The following is a 19157-nucleotide window of genomic DNA, read 5'->3' on the forward strand; positions in this document are numbered from 1 at the left end:
GGGGCGCGACCGACGGCTGACGACACCCAGCTAGCCTACGTGCGCCGTCCGACCGGGTGGCATGTGCTTCGCTAGGGTCGGTCGGGACACACCACGAGCGAGGAGTCGGAGACTCATGACAGTCTGGTTCGTCATCGCGGTGCCGCTCGTGGTCATGCTGTTCGCGCTCGGCATGGAGCGGGTCGAGAACCGCCTGCGCTATGTCGCCGTCCGCGGTGAGGACGTCGAGGAGTTCCTGGAGCAGGCAAGGCCCGACGAGGTCAGAGCACTCTACGGGCACGGCATCGGCCGCGCGCTCGAGCTGTTCCGGCTGCGCAGACTCGGCGGAAAGGCAGCTAGGCAGAAGCCGCGCCGCGTGCGGAACTAGGCCCGTCTCCCGCCACCACCCAAACAGAGACGCGGCGCGTCGCAGTTAGACTGCTCGGTCGGACGAGATCACGCCCCTACCTGAGTGACACGCGGTAACCGTGCAAACGCGCTGCGATTGCCGCGGATATCACCCGCTCAGGGTGCTTTCGCGGTGTAGCGGCAAGCCGGGAAGTGATCTCGGGGGCACGCCCTACACTGCACGTAGTGATCGGCGACACGCTCCTCCTCTCGAGGATCGTGAGCGCTTCTCAAAGGAGGCACGAGGTGGACGAGACCCTGGCCCGGGCGGGCATTTTTCAGGGTGTGGAACCGGCAGCAGCCGAGGCGCTCGCACAGACCTTGGAGACTGTGGACTTTCCTCGCGGCCACGTGATCTTCAGCGAGGGCGAGCCGGGCGACAAGCTGTACATCATCAAGTCGGGCAAGGTGAAGATCGGGCGCAAGTCGGCGGACGGCCGCGAGAACCTGTTCCAGATCATGGGCCCATCCGACATGTTCGGTGAACTTTCGATCTTCGACCCCGGCCCGCGCACCTCGACCGCGACGACCGTGACCGAGGTCAGTGCCGTGACGATGGACCGGCCTGCTCTTCGGCAGTGGATCTCGACGCGACCGGAGATCGCGGAGCAGTTGCTGCGCGTGGTGGCGCGCAGACTGCGTCGCACGAACAACATGGTCGCGGAACTGATCTTCACCGACGTTCCCGGCCGCGTGGCGCGGGCGCTGCTTCAGCTGGCGCAGCGCTTCGGTAGCCAGGAAGCCGGACTGCTGCGGGTCACGCACGACCTCACGCAGGAGGAGATCGCGCAGTACGTCGGCGCTTCGCGGGAGACCGTCAACAAAGCGCTGGCCGACTTCGCGCACCGCGGCTGGCTGCGGCTCGAGGGCAAGAGCGTGCTCATCCTCGACCCGGAACGCCTGGCTCGCCGCGCGCGCTGAAGCGAACCGCCTGATAGGCACGTTCTGCGGGCGACGGTCCACATTGGAACGTCTCGCCGGCTGAACGTGTCCCAGACATGACAAGGGGCCGGGCGCCACCCCCGACGTGGCGCACCGGCCCCTTGCCTGTGCGCGGACCATCCCCCGACAGCCCGCGCTCCCCGCCCTCCGGTTGTAGGCCCCGACCCGAATCCGGAGGGAAGTATTCAGTTCACTACCACGATCGCACGAACCCCACCGGGTAGTTCAAGGTCGTTCACTCTCAAGGACGCTTCAGGTGGACGTGCGATGCCCGGAACCTGCGCACCGTTATCCAACTGAGATCGAGTACCCCACCCAGGCGCTTTCACACCTCGAGCCGCAAGAAAATAAGTGGTACTGTCGTACCATTGTGCGGCATACTAGTCCGCATGCCCCAGCCCGACTCCCATGGCAGCACGTCGCTGTCCGATTACCGGCTCGCGCTCAGCGCCCCGAATGCCCGCCGCCCCATGGTGGCGGCTCTGTTCGCACGGCTGCCGATCGCCATGATCGGCATCTCGGCATTGCTTTACGTGCAACGTGAAACGGGCTCGTTCGCCGCAGCGGGTCTGGTGTCGGCGAGCTCGCTGGTCGGCGTGGCGGTCGGCTCGGTCGCCCAGGGCAGGATCATCGACCGCTTTGGGCCGACCCGGCCGTTGCTACTCGTGTCGGCGCTGTTCGTAGTCGCCATGGCCGCACTCGTGGTGGCCATCGAGGCGCACTCACCCACCCCGTTGCTGGTCGTGCTGGCGGCTGGAATCGGTGTCACCGAACCGATGACCGGATCCGCATCCCGCGCACTGTGGGGGCGCCTGCTGCCCGAGGGACCCGCCCGCAACGCCGCGTTCTCGTACGAGGCGATCAGCATGGAGGTGTTCTTCATCCTCGGCCCCGGGCTTGCCGGCCTGCTGATCGCGGCGCCGTGGCCCGGAACCGGAATGGTGCTTGGCGCGGTGTGCATGGTGGGCGGTGCGGTGATGTTCGCGCTGAGCCCGGCGGTGCGGGCATGGGGTCCGGCGCAATCCGGTGGCGGGCGGCTACTAGGTGCGCTCGCGAGCCCCGGGATGCGCACGCTGGCACTCGCCGCGCTCGGCTTCGGCATGGTGATCGGTTTCGTGGAGGTCGCCGTGCCCGCCGCCGCCGAGGAGGCGGGTCAGGTCGCGATCGGCGGGCTGCTGCTGTCGCTGTGGTCGGTCAGCTCCGTGGCGTTCGGTGTGGCCTACAGTCTGCGCCCGTGGCCCCGGCCGATGGCACTGCGGCTGCCCGTGCTGCTCGCCGGGTTCGGTGCGCTGGTGGCGTTGCTCGCGCTGCCGTCGACGCTGTGGGGCCTCGCGCTGGCGATGCTCGCTGCCGGTGCGCTGATCACGCCGCAGTCCACGACACACTCCGCGGCCATCGAGATCGTCGCGCCGAAGGGCACCGCCGCGGAGGCCTTCGGCTGGGTGATCACCGCCGTCACGCTGGGCCTGGCCTTCGGGCAGTCGGTGAGCGGGTACCTCGTCGAGCTCAGCGGCCCGCCCGCGGCGTTCCTTGCAGGCGCGGCGTTCGGTCTCGTACTCGCCGTGGTGGTGTGGTTGCTGCGCGGCACTGTCCGCGCACCCGACTCCGCACCGGCATCGCGGCGCACCGCCGTTTCCGCGTAGCGGATTTCTTTCACAGGAGCAGTTCGGTTCCGTCGGTGGGGACTTCGGCACCTGCGGCGTCGAGATCGGCTCGTTCAGCCGAGCCGGGATCCAGCACCGGGTTGGTGTTGTTGAGGTGCGTGAAGAGCCAGCGGGTGCGGCCGGTTGCCTCCCGGATCCTGGCGAGGCTGCCGTGCGGGCCCGCCATCGGCAGGTGGCCCATCGCCAGTTGGGCCCGCGCGCCGACATCGCCCCTCGTCGCGCTCGCCATCTCGTCGGGGGCATAGAACGATCCGTCGAGCACCACGCAATCCGCCCCGGCGCAGAACTCGTCGAAACCCGGCGGCCACGCGGCCAGGCACGGCGCGTAGACGAGCACCCCGCCGGTCGCCGGATCGGTGATGCGGTAGGCCACCACCCATGGACCGGCCACAGTGGACTCCGCGGCGTACTTGGGCCGCTTGTCGCTGACCGGGAACACCGTGACCCGCAAGCCGTCGAGCCGCACCTCAGACGCCGACGGCGACCACGTCCAGGTCTGGTAGCGGCCAACGACATCGCGTGCGGGCACATGCCGCACCACGGCATCCGGTGCCCACACGCACAGCCCGGCGGCCTCCTTGAGCTGGAACAAGCCGAGCGTGTGGTCCAGTTCGCCGTCCGTCAGCAGCACGCCGCGGATCGGGGTCTCCCGCGGTCCCGGCCCCGCCGCCAGCGCCGCAGACGACGTCAGCTGTGTGCGGATGTCCGGCGAGGCATTGAGCAGGTACCAGTTCCGGTCATCCGCACTCACCGCGAGGCAGTCCTGGGTGCGGGCCGGCGCCCTGCCACGCCGTGCCGCCACGCAGTTCGGGCACGCACAGTTCCATTGCGGCACACCGCCACCCGCGGCCGTGCCGAGCACGATCATCCTCATCGCGGCCCACTATCCCTGCGAGCGCAGATACTCCAGCTGCGCCACCACACTCGCCTCCGCGGGACGCCACAGCGAGCGGTCGACCTCGGCGTAGACCACCTCGACGACCTGGCGTGCCGTCGCGTCCGCACCGAGTTGCCGTAGCGCGGCACGCACCTGATCGAGCCGCTGCTCGCGATGCTCGGCGTACTCGCGAGCCGTCGCGGCCAGATCGGTCAGCTCCGGTCCATGGCCGGGCAACCCCAGCGCCGCACCGGGCAACGCACACAGTAGCTGCAGCGAGCGGAGGTAGTCGCCGAGGTCGGACAGCACGGTGGTGCCCCGGCCGAGCACGGTGTCCCCGGTGAGCACGTGTGTGCGGCCGGCGTGGTCGAAGCGCAGGGTCACCGAGTCCGTGGTGTGGCCCGGTGTGTGCAGCACCTCGATCTCCAACCCGGCAGCGGATACCGCCTGCCCGTGCCCGATCGGCTCGCCGCCACGGCACAGCTGCTCGTCGAACGCCCGCACCGGCGCGCCCATCCGCTCGGCCAGCCACGGTGCGCCCTCGGAATGGTCGGGATGATGGTGGGTGAGCAGGATCAGCTCGATCGGCCCCACACCGGCGACACGCTCCAGATGTTCGAGGTCCTCGTAGCCCGGGTCGACCACGACGCAGCCCGCGGCACCAGGCGCGCGCAGCACCCACGTGTTGGTGCCTTCCAATGTCATCGCCGACGGGTTGTTCTCCAGCAGCACCGAGGCCACCGGCGACACCGGGCGCAGGACACCGTACGCGGGATGGTTCATGGCACCTCCACTCTGATCACCTCACCATCGACCACGATCCGTGGCGTGACCTTAGGAATGGACCGCGTCATCGCCAGCGCCTGGCCGACCGACGTGCACCGGGACAGCTCGTCGAGCATGAACCAGGTGGGCGGCAGCAGGGCGCTCGTGCCGGCCGCGGCCTCGTCGATCGCATCGGCGGGCCTGCGCCAGCCCGTCGACTCCGCCTCGGTGGTCCTGCCGTCGGCGTGTTGCCCCTCGGGGAGCGCGGCGACGAAGAAGCGCGCGTCGTAGCGACGCCGTTCCTCCTCGGGGGTCACCCAGTTCGCCCACGGCCGCAACAGGTCCGCCCGCAGCAGCAGTCCGGCATCGGCGAGGAACTCCGCGAGCGACAGCTCACGGGAGACGAGCGCGGCACGTGCGGCGCGATACCGTGCGGTGTCGGGGACCGTGGCCGACTCCGAACCGGCCAGCAGCACACCGGACTCCTCGAAGGTCTCCCGCACGGCGGCGCAGACCAGGGCGCGCGCCAGCGACTCCGAGCAGCCGAACCACTCCGCCCACTGCCCAGGCGGCGGACCGGCCCAGCGCACCGGCGCGTCGGCGTCCCTGGCATCGACCCCACCACCAGGGAAGACGGTCATCCCGCCCGCGAACGCCATCGCGGCGACGCGGCGCTGCAGGAACACCTCCACGCCCCCGGCGTCCGCCGGACGCAGCAGCATGACCGACGCGGCGTCCTTCGGCACGGCCGGGATCACGGGCGGCTCGGCAGGCAAGGGCGGCACGGAATGCTTCGGCACATGGAACGTCGCTGGCACATACCGCAACATACCCGCCGCGCAGGCCGGTCGAGGGTCCTGTCAGCTGCCGGCCCAGCGCTGCTCGCTGCCGTTCAGCTTGGCCTTGGCTGCCTCCGCACGCTCGCGTTCGGCCAGCTCGGCATGCAGCTCACGCAACAGCTGTCTGTCGCGTTCGGACAGCTGCGGATCGTCGAGGTCGAGCTCGGGCAGGTCCACCACGTCCTCGGCCCCATCGGACCGGATGCCCACACCGGCGATCAGGCGGCCCTTCTCCGGGTCCTCCGCGATCGCGGCCCGCAGCTGCGCGACCTCCTCCGCGCTGAGCTCGGTGGTCGCAGCCGCCCGGTTGCGACGCTCGTCCTCGGTCGGTGCCGGTTCCGGCTCCGCGGGCTGGTCCTGCTCATCCACCGCGGCGCTCTGCGCTGGCACGACTAGAGCAGGCTCCTCGAAGTCGGGAGCCGCATGTGACGGCTCGCGGGAAACCTCCACGCTGGCGTGGGCGCGTGCCGTCGCCCGGGAGGTGCGCTTGCTCCACGACGAACGGCTGCCGGACGACTCTGAGGTCGCCAGCCACACCGGCGTCGCGGCCGCCAGCGCGGCCTCGTGGTAGTCGGCCCGCTCGGCACTCGGCCCCGTGACCTCCACGACCGACCGGATGCCGGCCTTGCGCAGTGCATCGTCGACGCGGAACGCCACGGCAGGCGGGTGCGCCTCCGGGCCGATCTCCACGAGCACCACGCGCTGGGGCAGCGGGCCCGGCACGCTGCCAGCCGGGGTGTTGCGCCAGACCGCGTGTACCGAGCGCAGGTCGGGCAGCACCTGCAGGGTGCGCTCGAGCGCCTCGGCGATGCCCCGCTCCGGTTCGTTGTCCCGGCTGAACCGGTGGGTGTAGGCCGGGACCCCGTCACCGACGGTGAGGTGGTCGGCCAGCGTCGCGTCGGAGCGGCTCATCTCGAGCACGAGCGCCAGCTCCCGCTGTTCCGCGGGGCGGACCATGATCCGCCCCGCGATCAGTGTGCCGGCGATGAGCTCCGCCGAGTCGTCCAGGTGCGAGCGGGCAACCAGCTCGCGGGCGTCCGACAGCGCACTGTCGTCCAGCCGGCCTGCCAGTGCGAGCAGGACGTTGTGCAGTCGCAGCGGTACCGCGAAGCCGTCCTGCGGCAGGCCGTCGTGGACCTCCACCATCGCCGATCTCCCTCCAGCCCGCTGGCCGAGCGAGCGTTACGCGGGTACGAGTGTGTGATGACCGGCGTCCACGGAGCCCACGCACACGAACCGGGAGTTCGCGAGCGCCGCCCGGTGATACGGGGGTAGGTCGGCCTGTGTTGGCAGTACCTCCACGCTGGGTGCTTCTTCACCAAGCACCCGGAGGACCCGTTGCAGCTCCCCAGTGAGGCGCGGGAGTCCGGCGACGGCGGTGACGAGCAGAATGCGCTTCGCCTCGCCTTCACCGGATTCACGGTCGTGCCGCCAGCTCTCCCGGACCTCGCCCACATCCGGGCGTCCACGCAGAGTCGCGTGAACCACCACGGACACCGAATCGACGGTGTTCACCCAATCGGGTGCACCCGTCGTGAATGTGTACCGGTTCTCGGCTGAGGCGTCTACCCCAAGTGTGGAACTCACCTGGTGCCAGTCGGCACCGTGCGGGATCAGACCAGCGACCAGCAGGCGATACTCTGCCTGGTCAAGATCGATCCTGTGCTTAAGCAAAGACTTCGGGAGCGTACGGGCGAGGGTGCCCATCGCGCCCTCACCCAGCCAGTCCCGAAACCGCCACAACAACTGGTCCGGCATGCGCCCGGCCAGCCGCAGCAGCAGCTCGTGACAGGCGTTCTCGATGTCGGGATCCACTGCGCCTCCCTATTCGCCGGCGGACGTGTCCACCTCGACGATCAACTCCACCTCGACAGGGGCCCCCAGCGGCAGCTCCGCGACCCCGACGGCGGCGCGAGCGTGCTTGCCCGCGTCGCCGAAAACCTCACCCAGCAACTCGGATGCGCCATTGATCACAGCCGGCTGCCCCGTGAAGCCCTCACTGGACGCCACGAAACCGGTGACCTTGACGACCCGGACCACCGCGTCGATACCGACGAGGTCGTCCACCGCGGCGAGCGCGTTGAGCGCCGCGGTGCGGGCGTGCTGCTTGGCCTCCTCAGGGCTGACCTCGCCGCCGACCTTGCCGGTCGCCGCGAGCGAGCCTGCAACGAAGGGCAGCTGCCCAGAGGTGTAGACGAGTGTGCCGCTGCGCACCGCGGGAACGTAGGCGGCAACCGGCGCGGCTACACCGGGCAGTTCGATACCGAGCTCGGCGAGCCTCGCAGTCCAGCTCATGCTCAGCCCTTCGGCCGCTTGAGGTAAGCGACGTGCTGCTCACCGCTCGGGTTCGGCAGCACCGTGACCAGTTCCCAGCCGTCCTCGCCCCACTGGTCCAGGATCTGCTTGGTCGCGTGGATCAGCAGGGGAACGGTGGCGTACTCCCACTTCGTGGCACTCATGCCGCACACCCTAACCAGTACCGTGTGCTCGCGTGGAGACCTGGCGGATCATCGCGACAGCACTGCTCGGTATCGCCGGTGTCCCCGGCATGCTGATCGTCATGGCGAAGGTGCGCGATCGACTGGACAGCTCGGCGGCCGTCGCCATCGCCGGGCTCGTGGGGATCACCACGCTGGCCGTGTTGTGCGTGCTGACACTCACCGTGCTGCCCGCCGCCGTGACCTGGGGACTCGTCGCGGTGATCGCGGTCGCGCTCGCCGTGCTCGTCCTCGCCAGCTGATGGCTTGGCTTACGCTGCGAAGGTGACCACGCTGGCTGGCTGGACCGATGAGCTCGCCCGGACCCGGCTTCACTTCGTCACCGGCAAGGGCGGCACGGGCAAGACGACCCTCGCCGCGTCGCTCGGTCTGGCGCTGGCCAGCGGCGGCAGACGAGTGCTGCTGATCGAGGTCGAGGGACGGCAGGGGTTCGCCCAGCTCTTCGACACCGAGCCGCTGCCCTACGCCGAGCAGCGCATCGCCGCCGCACCGGGCGGCGGTGAGGTCCGCGCGCTGCACATCGATGTCGAGGCGGCGCTGCTCGAGTACTTCGAGATGTTCTACAACCTCGGCTTCGCGGGGCGGACACTGCGCCGCATGGGCGCGATCGAGTTCGCCACCACGCTCGCGCCCGGTCTGCGTGACGTGCTGCTGACCGGCAAGATCAAGGAGTGCGTCGGGCGAGCCGAGTCCGATGGCAGGCACACCTACGACGCCGTGGTGGTCGACGCACCGCCCACCGGGCGCGTGGTGAAGTTCCTCGACGTCACCAAGGCCCTCACCGACCTCGCCAAGACCGGGCCCATCAGCACACAGGCCGAGGGCGTGGTGCGGCTGCTGCACTCCGGCGAGACGGCGGTGCACCTGGCGACGCTGCTGGAGGAGATGCCCGTACGGGAGACCCTCGACGGCGTCGCCGAGCTCGACGGCGCGGACCTGCGGCCGGGCGCGGTGCTGATCAACCGGGTACGCCCGCCGCGGCTGCCGGCCAGGTCGGTGACGGCCGCCGCCGACGGCAGGGTCGACGCGTCACGGGTACGCACGGGGCTCGCCTCCGCCGACGTGCGGTTGCCCGAGAGCACTCTCGACGCACTGGTCGAGGAGACCGTCGAGCATGCGATCCGGCTCGCCGCCGAGCAACGCGCACGCGAGCAGCTGGCCGAGAGCGACCTGCCGACGCTGGAGCTGCCCGACCTCAGCGGCGGGGTGGATGTGGCCGCGCTCTACGAGCTGGCCGAGGCGCTGGTCGAACAGGGGGTGCGATGACGACGACGCTGGACGTCGACGCCCTGATCGATGACCCGCAGACCCGGATCGTCCTGTGCTGCGGTTCGGGCGGTGTCGGCAAGACCACCACCGCGGCGGCACTGGCACTGCGGGCCGCCGAGCGCGGCAGGCAGACGGTGGTCCTGACCATCGACCCGGCACGCAGGCTCGCTCAGGCGCTCGGCCTGCGGGAGCTGGGCAACCACCCGCGCAAGGTGTCCGTCGCCGGGTTCGAGCCCAAGGGTGAGCTGTGGGCGATGATGCTCGACATGCGGCGCACCTTCGACGACATGGTGCGCAGGCACGCCGGGCCGGAACGCGCAGAGCAGCTGCTGCAGAACCGCTTCTACCAGACCATTTCCACGTCGTTCTCCGGCACGCAGGAGTACATGGCGATGGAGAAGCTCGGCCAGCTCGCCGCGACCGGCGAATGGGAGCTGATCATCGTCGACACCCCGCCCAGCCGCTCCGCTCTGGACTTCCTCGACGCGCCGACCCGGCTCTCCTCGGTACTGGACGGCCGGATGATCCGGCTGCTGACCGGGCCGGCGAAGGCAGGCGGGTGGGGCCTGCGCAAGGTGGTCACCGCGGGCTTCTCGATGTTCGCCAAGGCCGTCTCGACCATCCTCGGTGGTCAGCTGCTTGCCGACGCGTCGGCATTCATGCAGGCGTTCGACTCCACGTTCGGCGGCTTCCGCGAGCGCGCCACCAAGACCGCCGAGTTGCTGCGCTCGCAGGGGACCGCGTTCCTGGTGATCGCCTCGCCAGAGCCGGATGCGTTGCGCGAGGCCAGTTACTTCGTCGAGCGGCTGTCGTCGGAGTCGATGCCGTTGACCGGGCTGGTCGCCAACCGCACCCACCCTGTACTGGCCGACCTGTCGGCCGTCGACGCGCTGGCCGCCGCCGACGCTCTCGACCGCAGCGGCACGAGCGCGCCGCTGGCGACCGCGGTGCTGCGCCTGCACGCCGACCGGGTCGCGCTCGCCGACCGGGAGAACCGGCTGCTCGCTCGCTTCACCCGGGCCCATCCCGGGGTGGCGGTGACGCAGGTCCCCGCGTTGCCGGGCGACGTGCACGACATCGCAGGCCTGCGCGACATCGGCGACCGCCTCGCGGGCCTGTCCGGCTAGAACTACTGGGCTCGTTAGTCAAACAGCTGTTCTACATTGTCCGCGGTGGCGGCTTGGCGGATCCACGTCACGAGCTGTTCGGGATCGGTGCATGCGGTGATACGGGCCAGGTCGTCCTCGGTGACGTCGATGCCTCGGGCAGCCAACACGGCCAGCAGCGCCTGGGCCTCACCTTCGACGCGGCCCTCGGCGCGGCCTTGGTGGACGTACTTGCGGACGAAGTCACTTTGGTACTCGTATGTACCAGTGGTCATCAGTGCCTCCAGGTGGCGTCGGGCTGCCCCGGGCAGCGCCGCAAGCACAAGGTCATGATACAGCGTGGTGTGCTGTGCATCGACGGTCGTGAGTGCGGTGAGCAAGGCATGGAAGATCTTGTCCCGGTCCGGGTGAGTGCTGTGAGCGATGGCCGACAGCACCGCCAGCTCCGGTGCCCGAGTGGCCTGATCGGTATCGGTCACGACCGGGACCCGGTCAGGGCCGATCACCAGAGGTATGAGCACCCAGCCAGGATGCCCGAGTTCGATCGGGGTAGCGCACCACGCGGCTGTCGCCGCGTCAGCGCACAGGACCAACAGCATCGTTGGGCAGCCCAGCCGCGCTCGCAGTGTTGTGAGGTACACAGGCCAGCTTCGGCGCTTGCCCGGGTCGCGGCGGAGCTGCGCCTCCACGACCACGGCAAGCGCCGGCGTCGTGGCACGACTGAGCACTATTACGGCATCGGCCCGATATTCGGTCGGATTCAGGTCGGTGAGGTCGCCCGATTCGAGCCGTGCGTGCTCGTAGGCAGGCAGCTCTATCCCGAGCGGTTCGGTCAGCAGTTCGGCTGCCAGGGAAGGCCGATGCCGGAACAATTCCAGCAGCCCTTCGTGGAGGTAGGACGGCACGGATTGTGACGATATCGGTACCTACCGACAACTCTGATTGCCTGTAGTACTAGGAACCCTGCCCGGCGGGCTCGTACTGTCGTTTGGCGGTCTCCAGCAGGTCACGCCAGCTGTCGACGTCCGGGCGCCTGCGCAGCAACGCCCGCCGCTCCCGCTCGGTCATGCCTCCCCAGACCCCGAAATCGATGCGGTTGTCCAGCGCCTCGGCGAGGCATTCGGTGCGTACGGGGCACCCCATGCACACGATCTTCGCGCGGTTCTGCTCGGCGCCCCGGACGAACAGGCCGTCCGGGTCCACTTCCCTGCAATAGGCGCGAACCCGCCAGTCCGGCTGCTCGGTCTTCATACCCCCAGCTCCTACCCTGTCGTGACCCCCGTGGGCAGCGAAGCCGTGCCGACCTCACCCCCGCGAGCCGGTCGATGTGCTCACGTCCCTCCAAGCAGTGCCTCCCCTGGCACCGTTTTCGTGAGATGTTGACGGACTGTAGGGGTCAGCGGTTCCATCCGCCAACCCCGCCAGCGGAACACGTCACCCCCAGCCAACGCCGCCTTGCGTACTCTGGCGGGGTGCGCACGAGGGACGGTCTGATCAAAATGCTCGGCCTCTGCTTGCTCGCGGGGGTACTGGTGGCGGGAATTCTGTTCCCGGTCGTCGGCGCGGCCGGCGTGATCTCCAACCAAGCCAGCGACACCGTGGAGTCGATGTCCTCGGACCTGGCCGACGAACCGCCGCCGCTGGTCACGACCATCACCGACCGGGACGGCAAGCCCATCGCCACGCTCTACAGCCAGTACCGGATTCCGACCAAACCCGACCAGATCTCCGACGCCATGAAGTGGGCGCTGATCTCCGTCGAGGACCGGCGCTTCTACGAACACCACGGCGTCGACTGGCGGGGCACGCTGCGAGCGGCCATCAGCAACAGCTCCGGTGGCGACACGCAGGGCGCCTCGACACTGACCCAGCAGTATGTGAAGAACTACCTCATCAACGTCACGTACCGGGACGACAAGCTCGGGCAACAGCGCGCACAGGAACAGACCATTGCGCGCAAGATCAAGGAAGCGCGGATCGCGATCCAGCTCGAGACGAAGATGAGCAAGGAGGAGATCCTTGCCGGTTATCTCAACGTCGTCGAGTTCTCCCGGCAGATCTACGGCGTCGGCGCCGCGGCGCGCGCGTACTTCGACACCACGGCCGACAAGCTCACGGTGTCGCAGGCGGCGATGCTCGCCGGCATGGTGAACAACCCCGCGGTGAACGACCCGTGGAACAACCCGGAGCGCGCCACCGAACGGCGCAACTCCGTGCTCGACAGGATGGTCGACAACCTCAAGCTGTCCCGCGAGGACGCCGACCGCCTGAAGAAGGAACCGCTCGGCGTCGTGCCGGACGGCCCGAACAAGTCCGCGGCGAACTGTGTCGGCGCAGGCCCGGAGAACGGCTTCTTCTGCCAGTACGTCGAGGACTACCTGCTCGAAGCCGGCATGTCGAAGGACGATCTCTACAGCGGTGGGTACACGGTCCGGACGACGATGGACGGCCGCGCCAACCACCTGGCCAAGCAATCGGCCGAGGAGCAGGTCCGCAAGGATCAGGAGAACGTCGCCAACACGCTGTCGCTGATCCGGCCTGGTAAGGACCGGCACGAGGTCATCGCGCTCGCCGCGAACCGCGACTACGGACCGGACGCCTCCGCTGGCCAGACCGAGTTCGCCCTGCCCTCGGAGATCGCCAATGTCACGGGCGTCGGGTCGAGCTACAAGATCTTCACCGCGGCGGCCGCTCTGGAGCGGAAGGTCCTCGGGATCTACGACTCGATCGACGTGCCGAACTTCTACACCTCGCGCGTGTTCATCGGTGGCCCCGAAGGCTGTCCGATCGTCGCGCCGAACACGACCGCCTACTGTCTCGGCAACGCGAGTGAGGGCTCCGGAGGACGGATGAGCCTGCAGCAGGCGCTGGCGACCTCGCCCAACACCGCGTTCGTCATGCTCGAGGAGCAGGCAGGCATGCGGTCGGTCGTGGACATGGCCAGCAGGCTGGGCCTGCGCAAGACGATGGCCTCCAACGCCGCCAACGGCGGCACGCCCGATCCCAACGCCGAGAGCGCGGAAGCGCGGCAGACCCAGACCGAGTGGTTCGGCCCGAAAGCGAACTCGCCGGGCCTTGGCGCCTTCACCCTCGGGGTGAGCCCCACCAGCGGGCTCGAGATGGCGAATGTCGCGGCCACGATCATGAGCGGCGGCGTGTGGTGCCCGCCGACACCGCTCATGCAGGTCACCGACCGCAACGGCAACCCGTACCCGATCAAGGAAGAGCCGTGCGAACAGGCTGTTCCGGAAGGCCTCGCCAACACCCTCGCGGTGGGCATGAGCAAGGACGACCAGGCGGGCGGCACCTCGGCCGCCGCCGCGGCGGCGGCCAACTGGACCCGGCCGATGATCGGCAAGACGGGAACCACCCAGGTCAACGGCTCTGCCGCGTTCATCGGCGCAACACCGCAGCTGGCGGGCGCCGCCATGGTGTTCCGGCCCGACTACCCCAACGGCGGGCTCATCGATGGCGGTCCTGGCAATGTCTACGCGGTGGAGGGCGCCAACAGCACCGGCAACATGTTCGGCGGCAGGACGCCGGCGCGTACCTGGTTCGGCGCCGTGAGCAAGATCCTTGAGGGCCAGCCCGCGCTGCCGCTGCCACGGTCGGACCCGCAGTACGAACGGGCGCGGGGTTGAGCCACTGGGGCCTAGGGCCCACTGACGTCCACCGATCAGCGGGCCCTAGGCTACGCCAAACGGGTTCCCCAGCCAGGTGAACGAACACGCATCTTGGATGACGCGGGTACGCTGGGTAACACAAGCAGCCCCAAGGATGAGTGATGAAACGCCTTGTGACGGGGACGGCGGCGGTGGGTGCCGCGACCCTCGGTTACGCCGTCGGCATTGAGCGCCGGCGCTGGACACTACGTACCGCGGAACTGCCGGTACTCGGCAACGGCGCGCGGCCCATCCGGGTGCTCCACGTGTCGGACCTGCACATGCTGCCCGGGCAGGAGTCGAAGCAGCGCTGGGTCGCTGCGTTGGACAGGCTCGAGCCCGACCTGGTGGTCAACACCGGCGACAACCTCGCCCACCGGCGTTCCGTGCCCGCCGTCCTGCGTGCCTTCGGGCCACTGCTCAACCGGCCTGGTGTCTTCGTGTTCGGCAGCAACGACTACTACGCCCCCAAGCCGAAGAACCCCGCCCGGTACCTCATGCCGAAGGGCCGCAAGAAGCGCACCCACGGCAAGCACCTGCCATGGCGCGACCTGCGTGCTGCGTTCATCGAACGCGGCTGGCAGGACCTGACACACGTGCGGCGCTCATTCACGGTCGCGGGGCAGGAGATCTTCGCGGCCGGGGTCGACGACCCGCATCTACACCGGGATCGCTATGTCGACATCTCCGGACGCGCGACCAATGGCGCAGTCCTGCGGCTCGGCATCACCCACTCGCCCGAACCGCGGGTGCTCGATCCCTTCGCCGCAGACGGCTACGACCTCGTGCTGGCCGGGCACACCCACGGCGGCCAGCTGCGGATCCCCGGCATCGGCGCACTGGTGACCAACTGTGATCTCGATCGGTCACGGGCACGTGGCGTCTCGCGATGGGGCGCCGACATGTGGCTGCATGTCTCGGCCGGGCTCGGAACCTCGCCTTACGCCCCCGCGCGGTTCGCCTGCCCACCGGAAGCCACGCTGTTGACGCTGGTCCCGCACGATTCCGCAGCGCCTGCGCAACGGAAGGCAGCCCGCCGGAAGGCCTCCAGCGACGTCCGCTAAACTGTGTGCCGACCCAAAGAGCAGTACCTCGGGGTGTGGCGCAGCTTGGTAGCGTGCCTCGTTCGGGTCGAGGAGGTCGTGGGTTCAAATCCCGCCACCCCGACGGAAGAGCTGGAAGAGCCGTGTTCGCTGGAAAGCGCGAACACGGCTCTTCCTTTTTGTCTTGTGGGGGCGCAGCCCCCACGCCCCACCCGGGGGGCCCGCCCCCCGGACCCCCGGTGACCCGGCCCCGGATCGGCTTCGGTGGAACCGGTCATTCGTGAGTCGTGAGGGCTATCGTCTCTGCCTCGTGCCTAATCGGACGGTCTCCTCAGCGGGTGGCTAGTAGTTCTGTCCAGCATTGGCTGAACTCGCCCTTGCCGTCACGCACCCACATCCATGCCGACCGCGCGGCGCTCGCCAGCTGCAGGTCGTGCTGGACCCCGATCGCCGCGGCGAGGTTCGTTTCCACCTGCTCGGCCAACTCCCCGTAACCGACACCCGGATGGTGCCGGGCACGGGTCCGGACATCCCGGAACCCTGCACGCTCCGCCCAACCGGCCACATGTCTGCCCGCGAAGGGGTCACCACCCGCCCTGCGCTGCAACAAGTACAGCCCGCGCAGGGCGGCGTCGACATTCGCCGTCCTCGGCCGCAGCTTCGCTCGACTCCAATCCGATGTGGACAGAGCAAGCAGTCCGCCGGAACGCAGAACCCTGGCGAACTCCGCCAGCGCCAGAAGCGGATCGGCCAGCTGCTCCAACAGCGCATGCGAATACACGACATCGACGGTCGACGGCGGCAGGGGAATCCGGTACGGCTCCGCCACCACGAAGTCCACTGTGGACACATGGGCGCGGTCCGCCGCCTTGCGCGCGAATGCCACGCTGGCCGGATCGGCATCCATCCCGAGCACGTGTATCGGGTGCGTGGCGGTGCCGAGACTCAGCGTGATCGCGCCACGGCCGCAGCCGACGTCGAGTACCCGCATCCCCGGCCGCAGCAAGGGCAGGACGAAACCCGCGTAACCCTCCAGCACCCCGGTAAGACTACGGACCTGGCAAAATTGCAGGGGTGACCACACAGCATCCGGCAGCTCAGGTTCCCGACCAGCTCTTCGCCGACCCGGTCGTCGAAGCGCGGTGGCGGGCCCGGTTCGAGGCGCCCCGGGTGTCGGTGCCCGACTGGACGCTCGACGCCCCGGACGCCAACACCTACGTCTCCAATGCCAGTGGGGTGTGGGAGGTCTACGCGTGGGACCGCTCCACCGGCGAGCATCGGCAGGTCACCGACCGGCCGAACGGCACCCTGCACGCGACGACCTCCGCGGACGGCAAGTGGATCTGGTGGTTCAACGACACCGACGGTGACGAGTTCGGCTCGTGGGCACGAGAGCCCTTCGCCGGCGGCAGCGCGGCGGCCAAAGCCCTCGCTGATGTGCCCGACGGCTACCCTGCCGGGCTGGAGATCGGCCACCAGCTCATCGCGGTCGGCGTGTCGACCGACGACGGCAGCGCGCTCTACGCGCACCGCGACGGAACCACCGTCTGCTTCTACACCCACGAGGACGACGCGGGCGTGTCCGTGCTCTCCCGGGACGAGCGCCTGCTCGCCATCTCGCACTCCGAGCACGGCGACTCGCGCCACCCCGCGGTGCGTGTGCTCGCGTGTGACGGCTTCACCACCGTCGCCGACAAGTGGGACGGCGAGGGCAAGGGCCTCACGGCGCTGGCGTTCTCCCCCAGGCACGGCGACACCCGGCTGCTCGTGGTGCACGAGCGCCGCGGCCGCGAGGAACTGCTGATCTGGGACGTCGCCACCGGCGCCGAGCAGGAGATCGAACTGGACCTGCCAGGAGAGGTCTCCGGTGACTGGTACCCCGAGGCCGACGCGCTGCTGATCATGCACTTCCACGAGGGCCGCAGCACACTGCACCGCTACGACCTCGCCACCGGTGTCCGGTCGTCAGTGGACACACCGGCGGGCTGGATCGGCGACGCGAGCGTGCGGCCGGACGGCGCGGTGGAGTACTCCTGGTCGAACGCGGCACAGCCCACGCTCGTGCGGGCACGGGCGGCCGACGGCACCGACGCTGTGCTGCTCACGCCACCCGGCGACCAGGCACCCGGATCGCTGCCGGTGACCGACGCGTTCGTGACCGGACCGGGTGGGCGGATCCACGCGCTCGTCTCCCGCCCAGAAGGCGATGGCACCGCGCTGCCGACCGTCTTCCTGCTGCACGGTGGCCCGCATGCCGCTGACGAGGACCGCTTCTCCGGCTACCGGGCAGTCTGGCTCGATGCCGGATTCGCCGTGGTGGAGGTCAACTATCGCGGTTCGACCGGATACGGGTCGGCGTGGCGGGACGCGATCGAGGGCAGGCCCGGTATCACCGAGCTCGAGGACGTCGCGGCCGTGCACGACTGGGCGGTCAGCAGCGGGCTGGCCGATCCTGCGCGGTGCATCGTGGCCGGTGCGTCCTGGGGCGGGTACCTGACGCTGCTCGCGCTCGGCACCCAGCCGGGGCGCTGGGCGGCCGGGGTCGCGGGGGTACCGGTGGCCGACTACGTGGCTGCCTACGAGGACGAGATGGAGCAGCTCCGGTCGTTCGACCGCGCCCTCTTCGGCGGATCGCCGACGGATGTGCCCGCTGTGTATGAGGAATGTTCACCCATCACCTACGTCGACAACGTCGACGTGCCGGTACTCGTCCTGGCCGGCGACAACGATCCGCGCTGCCCGATCCGCCAGGTCGAGAACTACCTCGACAGGCTCGCCGCACGAGCGGTGCCGTATGAGTTCTACCGCTACGACGCCGGTCACGGTTCCCTGGTGATCGCCGAGACCATCAAACAGACCGCCATCGAGGTCCACTTCGCACTGCGCGCACTGCGCTGAAGTCGTCAGGCCTGCTGGGCCTGCCACATCCAGTGCTGCTTCTCGAGCTCGGCAGCGATGTCGAGCAGCAGGTCCTGGGTGACGAGGTCACTCTTGTCCGTCTCGTCGATGCGAGCGCGCAGTCGCCGGATGATCCTGGCGAGGCTCTCCACGATGGCCTCGATCGTGGCCTGCGTGGTCTGCCAGTTGTCGGGATACTCCGGCATGCCCGAACTCGTCACGACCGTCTTCGCCTTGCCGTTGGGCGACACACCGATCGCGTTGGCACGCTCGGCGACATCATCGGTGTAGCCCCGCGCGGCCGACACCAGGTCGTCGAGCTGCAGATGCACGCTGCGGAAGTTCTGGCCAACGACGTTCCAGTGCGCCTGCTTGGCGATCAGCGAAAGGTCGATGAGGTCCACGAGAGTCGACTGCAGCACGTTCGCCGTCTGCTCCTTGTCGCTCTCCTTGAGCGGGCTCGTGATCGGCGAGTTGGCCATCATCCCTGTCCTCTCTACGCGAGTGCCTGGACGGGGCTACCCGTTTCGGGTTGGCCGAAACCGCTACAGGGCGCGCCGGGCGATGCCGAACTCGACGACCTGGCGCCCGATCAGTCGCAGGTTTTTGACGACCTTCTCCTCGGAGGCGCCGCCGGCCTCGTCGAACTTGACCTCGGCCGTGTTCACGGCGGCGCCGAGCGGGGTCGGCCACCCGCGCAGCGCATGCGCGATCGTGCGCAGCTGGTTGAGCGTGGTGACCGCGGCCTGCCAGCCGTATGCGACGGCGATGAGGCCGACGGCGCGCCCGTCGAGGTAGGGCCGGGTGTCACCGCGCAGGTCCTCGACGTAGTCAAGGGCGTTCTTCACCAGCCCGGACAGCGCACCGTGGTAACCGGGTGACACCACGATCAGCCCGTCGGCAGCGCGGATCGCCTCCACCAGCTGCACCGCTTCGGCAGTGCGGTCACCGATTCCGGCGTCGTAGAACGGCAAAGTCAGCGCGCTCCCTGTGACCGCGGAGACCTCGGCGCCGGCGTCCTGTGCACCGGCGAGCGCGATTCGCATGGCACGCTCAGACTGTGAACCGTCGCGGAGCGAGCCGCCGATACCGAGCACCCTGATCGCACGAGTCGAAGTCACCAGTCGAGGCTAGACCTTCTAGTTAGGTCGAGGGCTAGGCCGATTGACCGGGACCTCGATCACACCTGGCACCGATTGCTACTGAC

21 protein-coding genes and 1 tRNA gene are annotated in these 19157 nt (G+C 69.1%); 10 read left to right on the plus strand and 12 right to left on the minus strand.

Features of this window, described 5'->3' with window-relative positions; all coding sequences use genetic code 11:
- Positions 1–115 precede the first annotated feature (115 nt).
- From ABZ863_RS21235 to ABZ863_RS21245, 3 genes are all read left to right on the plus strand, one after another.
- Positions 116–367, plus strand: coding sequence for a hypothetical protein (locus ABZ863_RS21235; RefSeq protein ID WP_358538238.1), 252 nt, complete (start codon positions 116–118; stop codon positions 365–367).
- A 266-nt stretch (positions 368–633) separates the two neighbouring features.
- A complete protein-coding gene (locus tag ABZ863_RS21240; RefSeq protein WP_358538241.1) occupies positions 634–1308 on the plus strand; it encodes a Crp/Fnr family transcriptional regulator in 675 nt (224 codons plus the stop codon).
- A gap of 410 nt (positions 1309–1718) precedes the next feature.
- Positions 1719–2972: an MFS transporter gene (locus ABZ863_RS21245; RefSeq protein WP_358538243.1), complete on the plus strand. Its 1254-nt coding sequence runs from the start codon at positions 1719–1721 to the stop codon at positions 2970–2972.
- A gap of 10 nt (positions 2973–2982) precedes the next feature.
- On the opposite strand, the gene pqqB is transcribed toward ABZ863_RS21245, so the two are convergent.
- Genes pqqB through ABZ863_RS21280 form a run of 7 tightly spaced genes read right to left on the minus strand, consistent with a single transcriptional unit; the run spans position 2983 to position 7933 of the window.
- On the minus strand, positions 2983–3867 hold the full coding sequence (gene pqqB, locus ABZ863_RS21250; RefSeq protein WP_358538246.1) for a pyrroloquinoline quinone biosynthesis protein PqqB: 885 nt from the start codon (positions 3865–3867) through the stop codon (positions 2983–2985).
- Between the two features lie 9 nt (positions 3868–3876).
- Positions 3877–4653 (minus strand): MBL fold metallo-hydrolase, encoded by a 777-nt coding sequence (locus tag ABZ863_RS21255; protein WP_358538249.1) that lies wholly within the window; start codon positions 4651–4653, stop codon positions 3877–3879.
- A complete protein-coding gene (locus ABZ863_RS21260) occupies positions 4650–5465 on the minus strand; it encodes an NUDIX hydrolase (protein WP_358538252.1) in 816 nt (271 codons plus the stop codon). Before ABZ863_RS21260 ends, ABZ863_RS21255 begins: the two co-directional genes overlap by 4 nt.
- Before the next feature lie 30 nt (positions 5466–5495).
- Positions 5496–6620, minus strand: a complete 1125-nt coding sequence (locus ABZ863_RS21265; protein WP_358538254.1) for a hypothetical protein — start codon at positions 6618–6620, stop codon at positions 5496–5498.
- A 36-nt stretch (positions 6621–6656) separates the two neighbouring features.
- On the minus strand, positions 6657–7289 hold the full coding sequence (locus ABZ863_RS21270) for a hypothetical protein (RefSeq protein WP_358538257.1): 633 nt from the start codon (positions 7287–7289) through the stop codon (positions 6657–6659).
- A gap of 9 nt (positions 7290–7298) precedes the next feature.
- Positions 7299–7769: a RidA family protein gene (locus ABZ863_RS21275; protein ID WP_358538260.1), complete on the minus strand. Its 471-nt coding sequence runs from the start codon at positions 7767–7769 to the stop codon at positions 7299–7301.
- Positions 7770–7771: 2 nt separating this feature from the next.
- A complete protein-coding gene (locus ABZ863_RS21280) occupies positions 7772–7933 on the minus strand; it encodes a DUF4177 domain-containing protein (protein WP_003068074.1) in 162 nt (53 codons plus the stop codon).
- Positions 7934–7965: 32 nt separating this feature from the next.
- On the opposite strand from ABZ863_RS21280, the gene ABZ863_RS21285 reads away from it, so the two are divergent.
- From ABZ863_RS21285 to ABZ863_RS21295, 3 genes are read left to right on the plus strand one after another with little or no spacing between them, the layout of a single operon-like run.
- On the plus strand, positions 7966–8214 hold the full coding sequence (locus ABZ863_RS21285) for a hypothetical protein (RefSeq protein ID WP_358538264.1): 249 nt from the start codon (positions 7966–7968) through the stop codon (positions 8212–8214).
- A gap of 22 nt (positions 8215–8236) precedes the next feature.
- The gene (locus ABZ863_RS21290) at positions 8237–9238 is read left to right on the plus strand and encodes an ArsA-related P-loop ATPase (RefSeq protein WP_358538266.1); all 1002 of its coding nucleotides are present in this window, start codon (positions 8237–8239) and stop codon (positions 9236–9238) included.
- Positions 9235–10368, plus strand: coding sequence for an ArsA family ATPase (locus tag ABZ863_RS21295; protein ID WP_358538268.1), 1134 nt, complete (start codon positions 9235–9237; stop codon positions 10366–10368). The genes ABZ863_RS21290 and ABZ863_RS21295 overlap by 4 nt, the downstream gene beginning before the upstream one ends.
- Positions 10369–10382: 14 nt before the next feature.
- Here the strand turns inward: ABZ863_RS21295 and ABZ863_RS21300 are convergent, their stop codons facing one another.
- The gene (locus ABZ863_RS21300; RefSeq protein ID WP_358538270.1) at positions 10383–11252 is read right to left on the minus strand and encodes a hypothetical protein; all 870 of its coding nucleotides are present in this window, start codon (positions 11250–11252) and stop codon (positions 10383–10385) included.
- A gap of 49 nt (positions 11253–11301) precedes the next feature.
- Positions 11302–11598: a WhiB family transcriptional regulator gene (locus tag ABZ863_RS21305; RefSeq protein ID WP_358538272.1), complete on the minus strand. Its 297-nt coding sequence runs from the start codon at positions 11596–11598 to the stop codon at positions 11302–11304.
- A gap of 221 nt (positions 11599–11819) precedes the next feature.
- Between ABZ863_RS21305 and ABZ863_RS21310 the strand changes: the two genes are divergently transcribed.
- The 3 genes from ABZ863_RS21310 (at position 11820) to ABZ863_RS21320 (ending at position 15176) form a co-directional block, all read left to right on the plus strand.
- Complete coding sequence (locus ABZ863_RS21310; RefSeq protein WP_358538274.1) at positions 11820–13988, plus strand: transglycosylase domain-containing protein; 2169 nt, start codon at positions 11820–11822, stop codon at positions 13986–13988.
- 143 nt (positions 13989–14131) lie between these two features.
- The gene (locus ABZ863_RS21315) at positions 14132–15073 is read left to right on the plus strand and encodes a metallophosphoesterase (RefSeq protein ID WP_358538276.1); all 942 of its coding nucleotides are present in this window, start codon (positions 14132–14134) and stop codon (positions 15071–15073) included.
- Positions 15074–15102: 29 nt separating this feature from the next.
- Positions 15103–15176, plus strand: a tRNA-Pro gene (locus ABZ863_RS21320).
- A gap of 207 nt (positions 15177–15383) precedes the next feature.
- Here ABZ863_RS21320 and ABZ863_RS21325 read toward each other — a convergent pair.
- Positions 15384–16091: a methyltransferase domain-containing protein gene (locus ABZ863_RS21325; RefSeq protein ID WP_358538278.1), complete on the minus strand. Its 708-nt coding sequence runs from the start codon at positions 16089–16091 to the stop codon at positions 15384–15386.
- 35 nt (positions 16092–16126) lie between these two features.
- On the opposite strand from ABZ863_RS21325, the gene ABZ863_RS21330 reads away from it, so the two are divergent.
- Positions 16127–17950: a prolyl oligopeptidase family serine peptidase gene (locus ABZ863_RS21330; RefSeq protein ID WP_358538280.1), complete on the plus strand. Its 1824-nt coding sequence runs from the start codon at positions 16127–16129 to the stop codon at positions 17948–17950.
- Between the two features lie 5 nt (positions 17951–17955).
- On the opposite strand, the gene dps is transcribed toward ABZ863_RS21330, so the two are convergent.
- Both dps and ABZ863_RS21340 read right to left on the minus strand, forming a co-directional pair.
- Entirely contained in the window at positions 17956–18432 is a 477-nt protein-coding gene (dps, locus tag ABZ863_RS21335) for a DNA starvation/stationary phase protection protein Dps (protein ID WP_358538282.1), read from the minus strand.
- Positions 18433–18495: 63 nt separating this feature from the next.
- Positions 18496–19071 carry an NADPH-dependent FMN reductase gene (locus ABZ863_RS21340; RefSeq protein ID WP_358538284.1) on the minus strand — a complete coding sequence of 192 codons (576 nt, stop codon included), beginning with the start codon at positions 19069–19071 and terminating at the stop codon, positions 18496–18498.
- Positions 19072–19157 lie beyond the last annotated feature (86 nt).

Source organism: Saccharomonospora sp. NPDC046836, assembly GCF_040645195.1.
Classification (GTDB): Bacteria; Actinomycetota; Actinomycetes; order Mycobacteriales; family Pseudonocardiaceae; genus Prauserella_A.

Excerpts from the sequence above, each read along its gene's own strand:
- ABZ863_RS21280 (WP_003068074.1), bottom strand. The coding sequence starts at position 7,933 with ATGAGTGCCACGAAGTGGGAGTACGCCACCGTTCCCCTGCTGATCCAC.
- ABZ863_RS21295 (WP_358538268.1), top strand. The coding sequence starts at position 9,235 with ATGACGACGACGCTGGACGTCGACGCCCTGATCGATGACCCGCAGACC.
- ABZ863_RS21275 (WP_358538260.1), bottom strand. The coding sequence starts at position 7,769 with ATGAGCTGGACTGCGAGGCTCGCCGAGCTCGGTATCGAACTGCCCGGT.
- ABZ863_RS21315 (WP_358538276.1), top strand. The coding sequence starts at position 14,132 with ATGAAACGCCTTGTGACGGGGACGGCGGCGGTGGGTGCCGCGACCCTC.
- ABZ863_RS21245 (WP_358538243.1), top strand. The coding sequence starts at position 1,719 with ATGCCCCAGCCCGACTCCCATGGCAGCACGTCGCTGTCCGATTACCGG.
- ABZ863_RS21265 (WP_358538254.1), bottom strand. The coding sequence starts at position 6,620 with ATGGTGGAGGTCCACGACGGCCTGCCGCAGGACGGCTTCGCGGTACCG.
- ABZ863_RS21305 (WP_358538272.1), bottom strand. The coding sequence starts at position 11,598 with ATGAAGACCGAGCAGCCGGACTGGCGGGTTCGCGCCTATTGCAGGGAA.
- pqqB (WP_358538246.1), bottom strand. The coding sequence starts at position 3,867 with ATGAGGATGATCGTGCTCGGCACGGCCGCGGGTGGCGGTGTGCCGCAA.
- ABZ863_RS21235 (WP_358538238.1), top strand. The coding sequence starts at position 116 with ATGACAGTCTGGTTCGTCATCGCGGTGCCGCTCGTGGTCATGCTGTTC.
- ABZ863_RS21260 (WP_358538252.1), bottom strand. The coding sequence starts at position 5,465 with ATGTTGCGGTATGTGCCAGCGACGTTCCATGTGCCGAAGCATTCCGTG.
- dps (WP_358538282.1), bottom strand. The coding sequence starts at position 18,432 with ATGGCCAACTCGCCGATCACGAGCCCGCTCAAGGAGAGCGACAAGGAG.
- ABZ863_RS21255 (WP_358538249.1), bottom strand. The coding sequence starts at position 4,653 with ATGAACCATCCCGCGTACGGTGTCCTGCGCCCGGTGTCGCCGGTGGCC.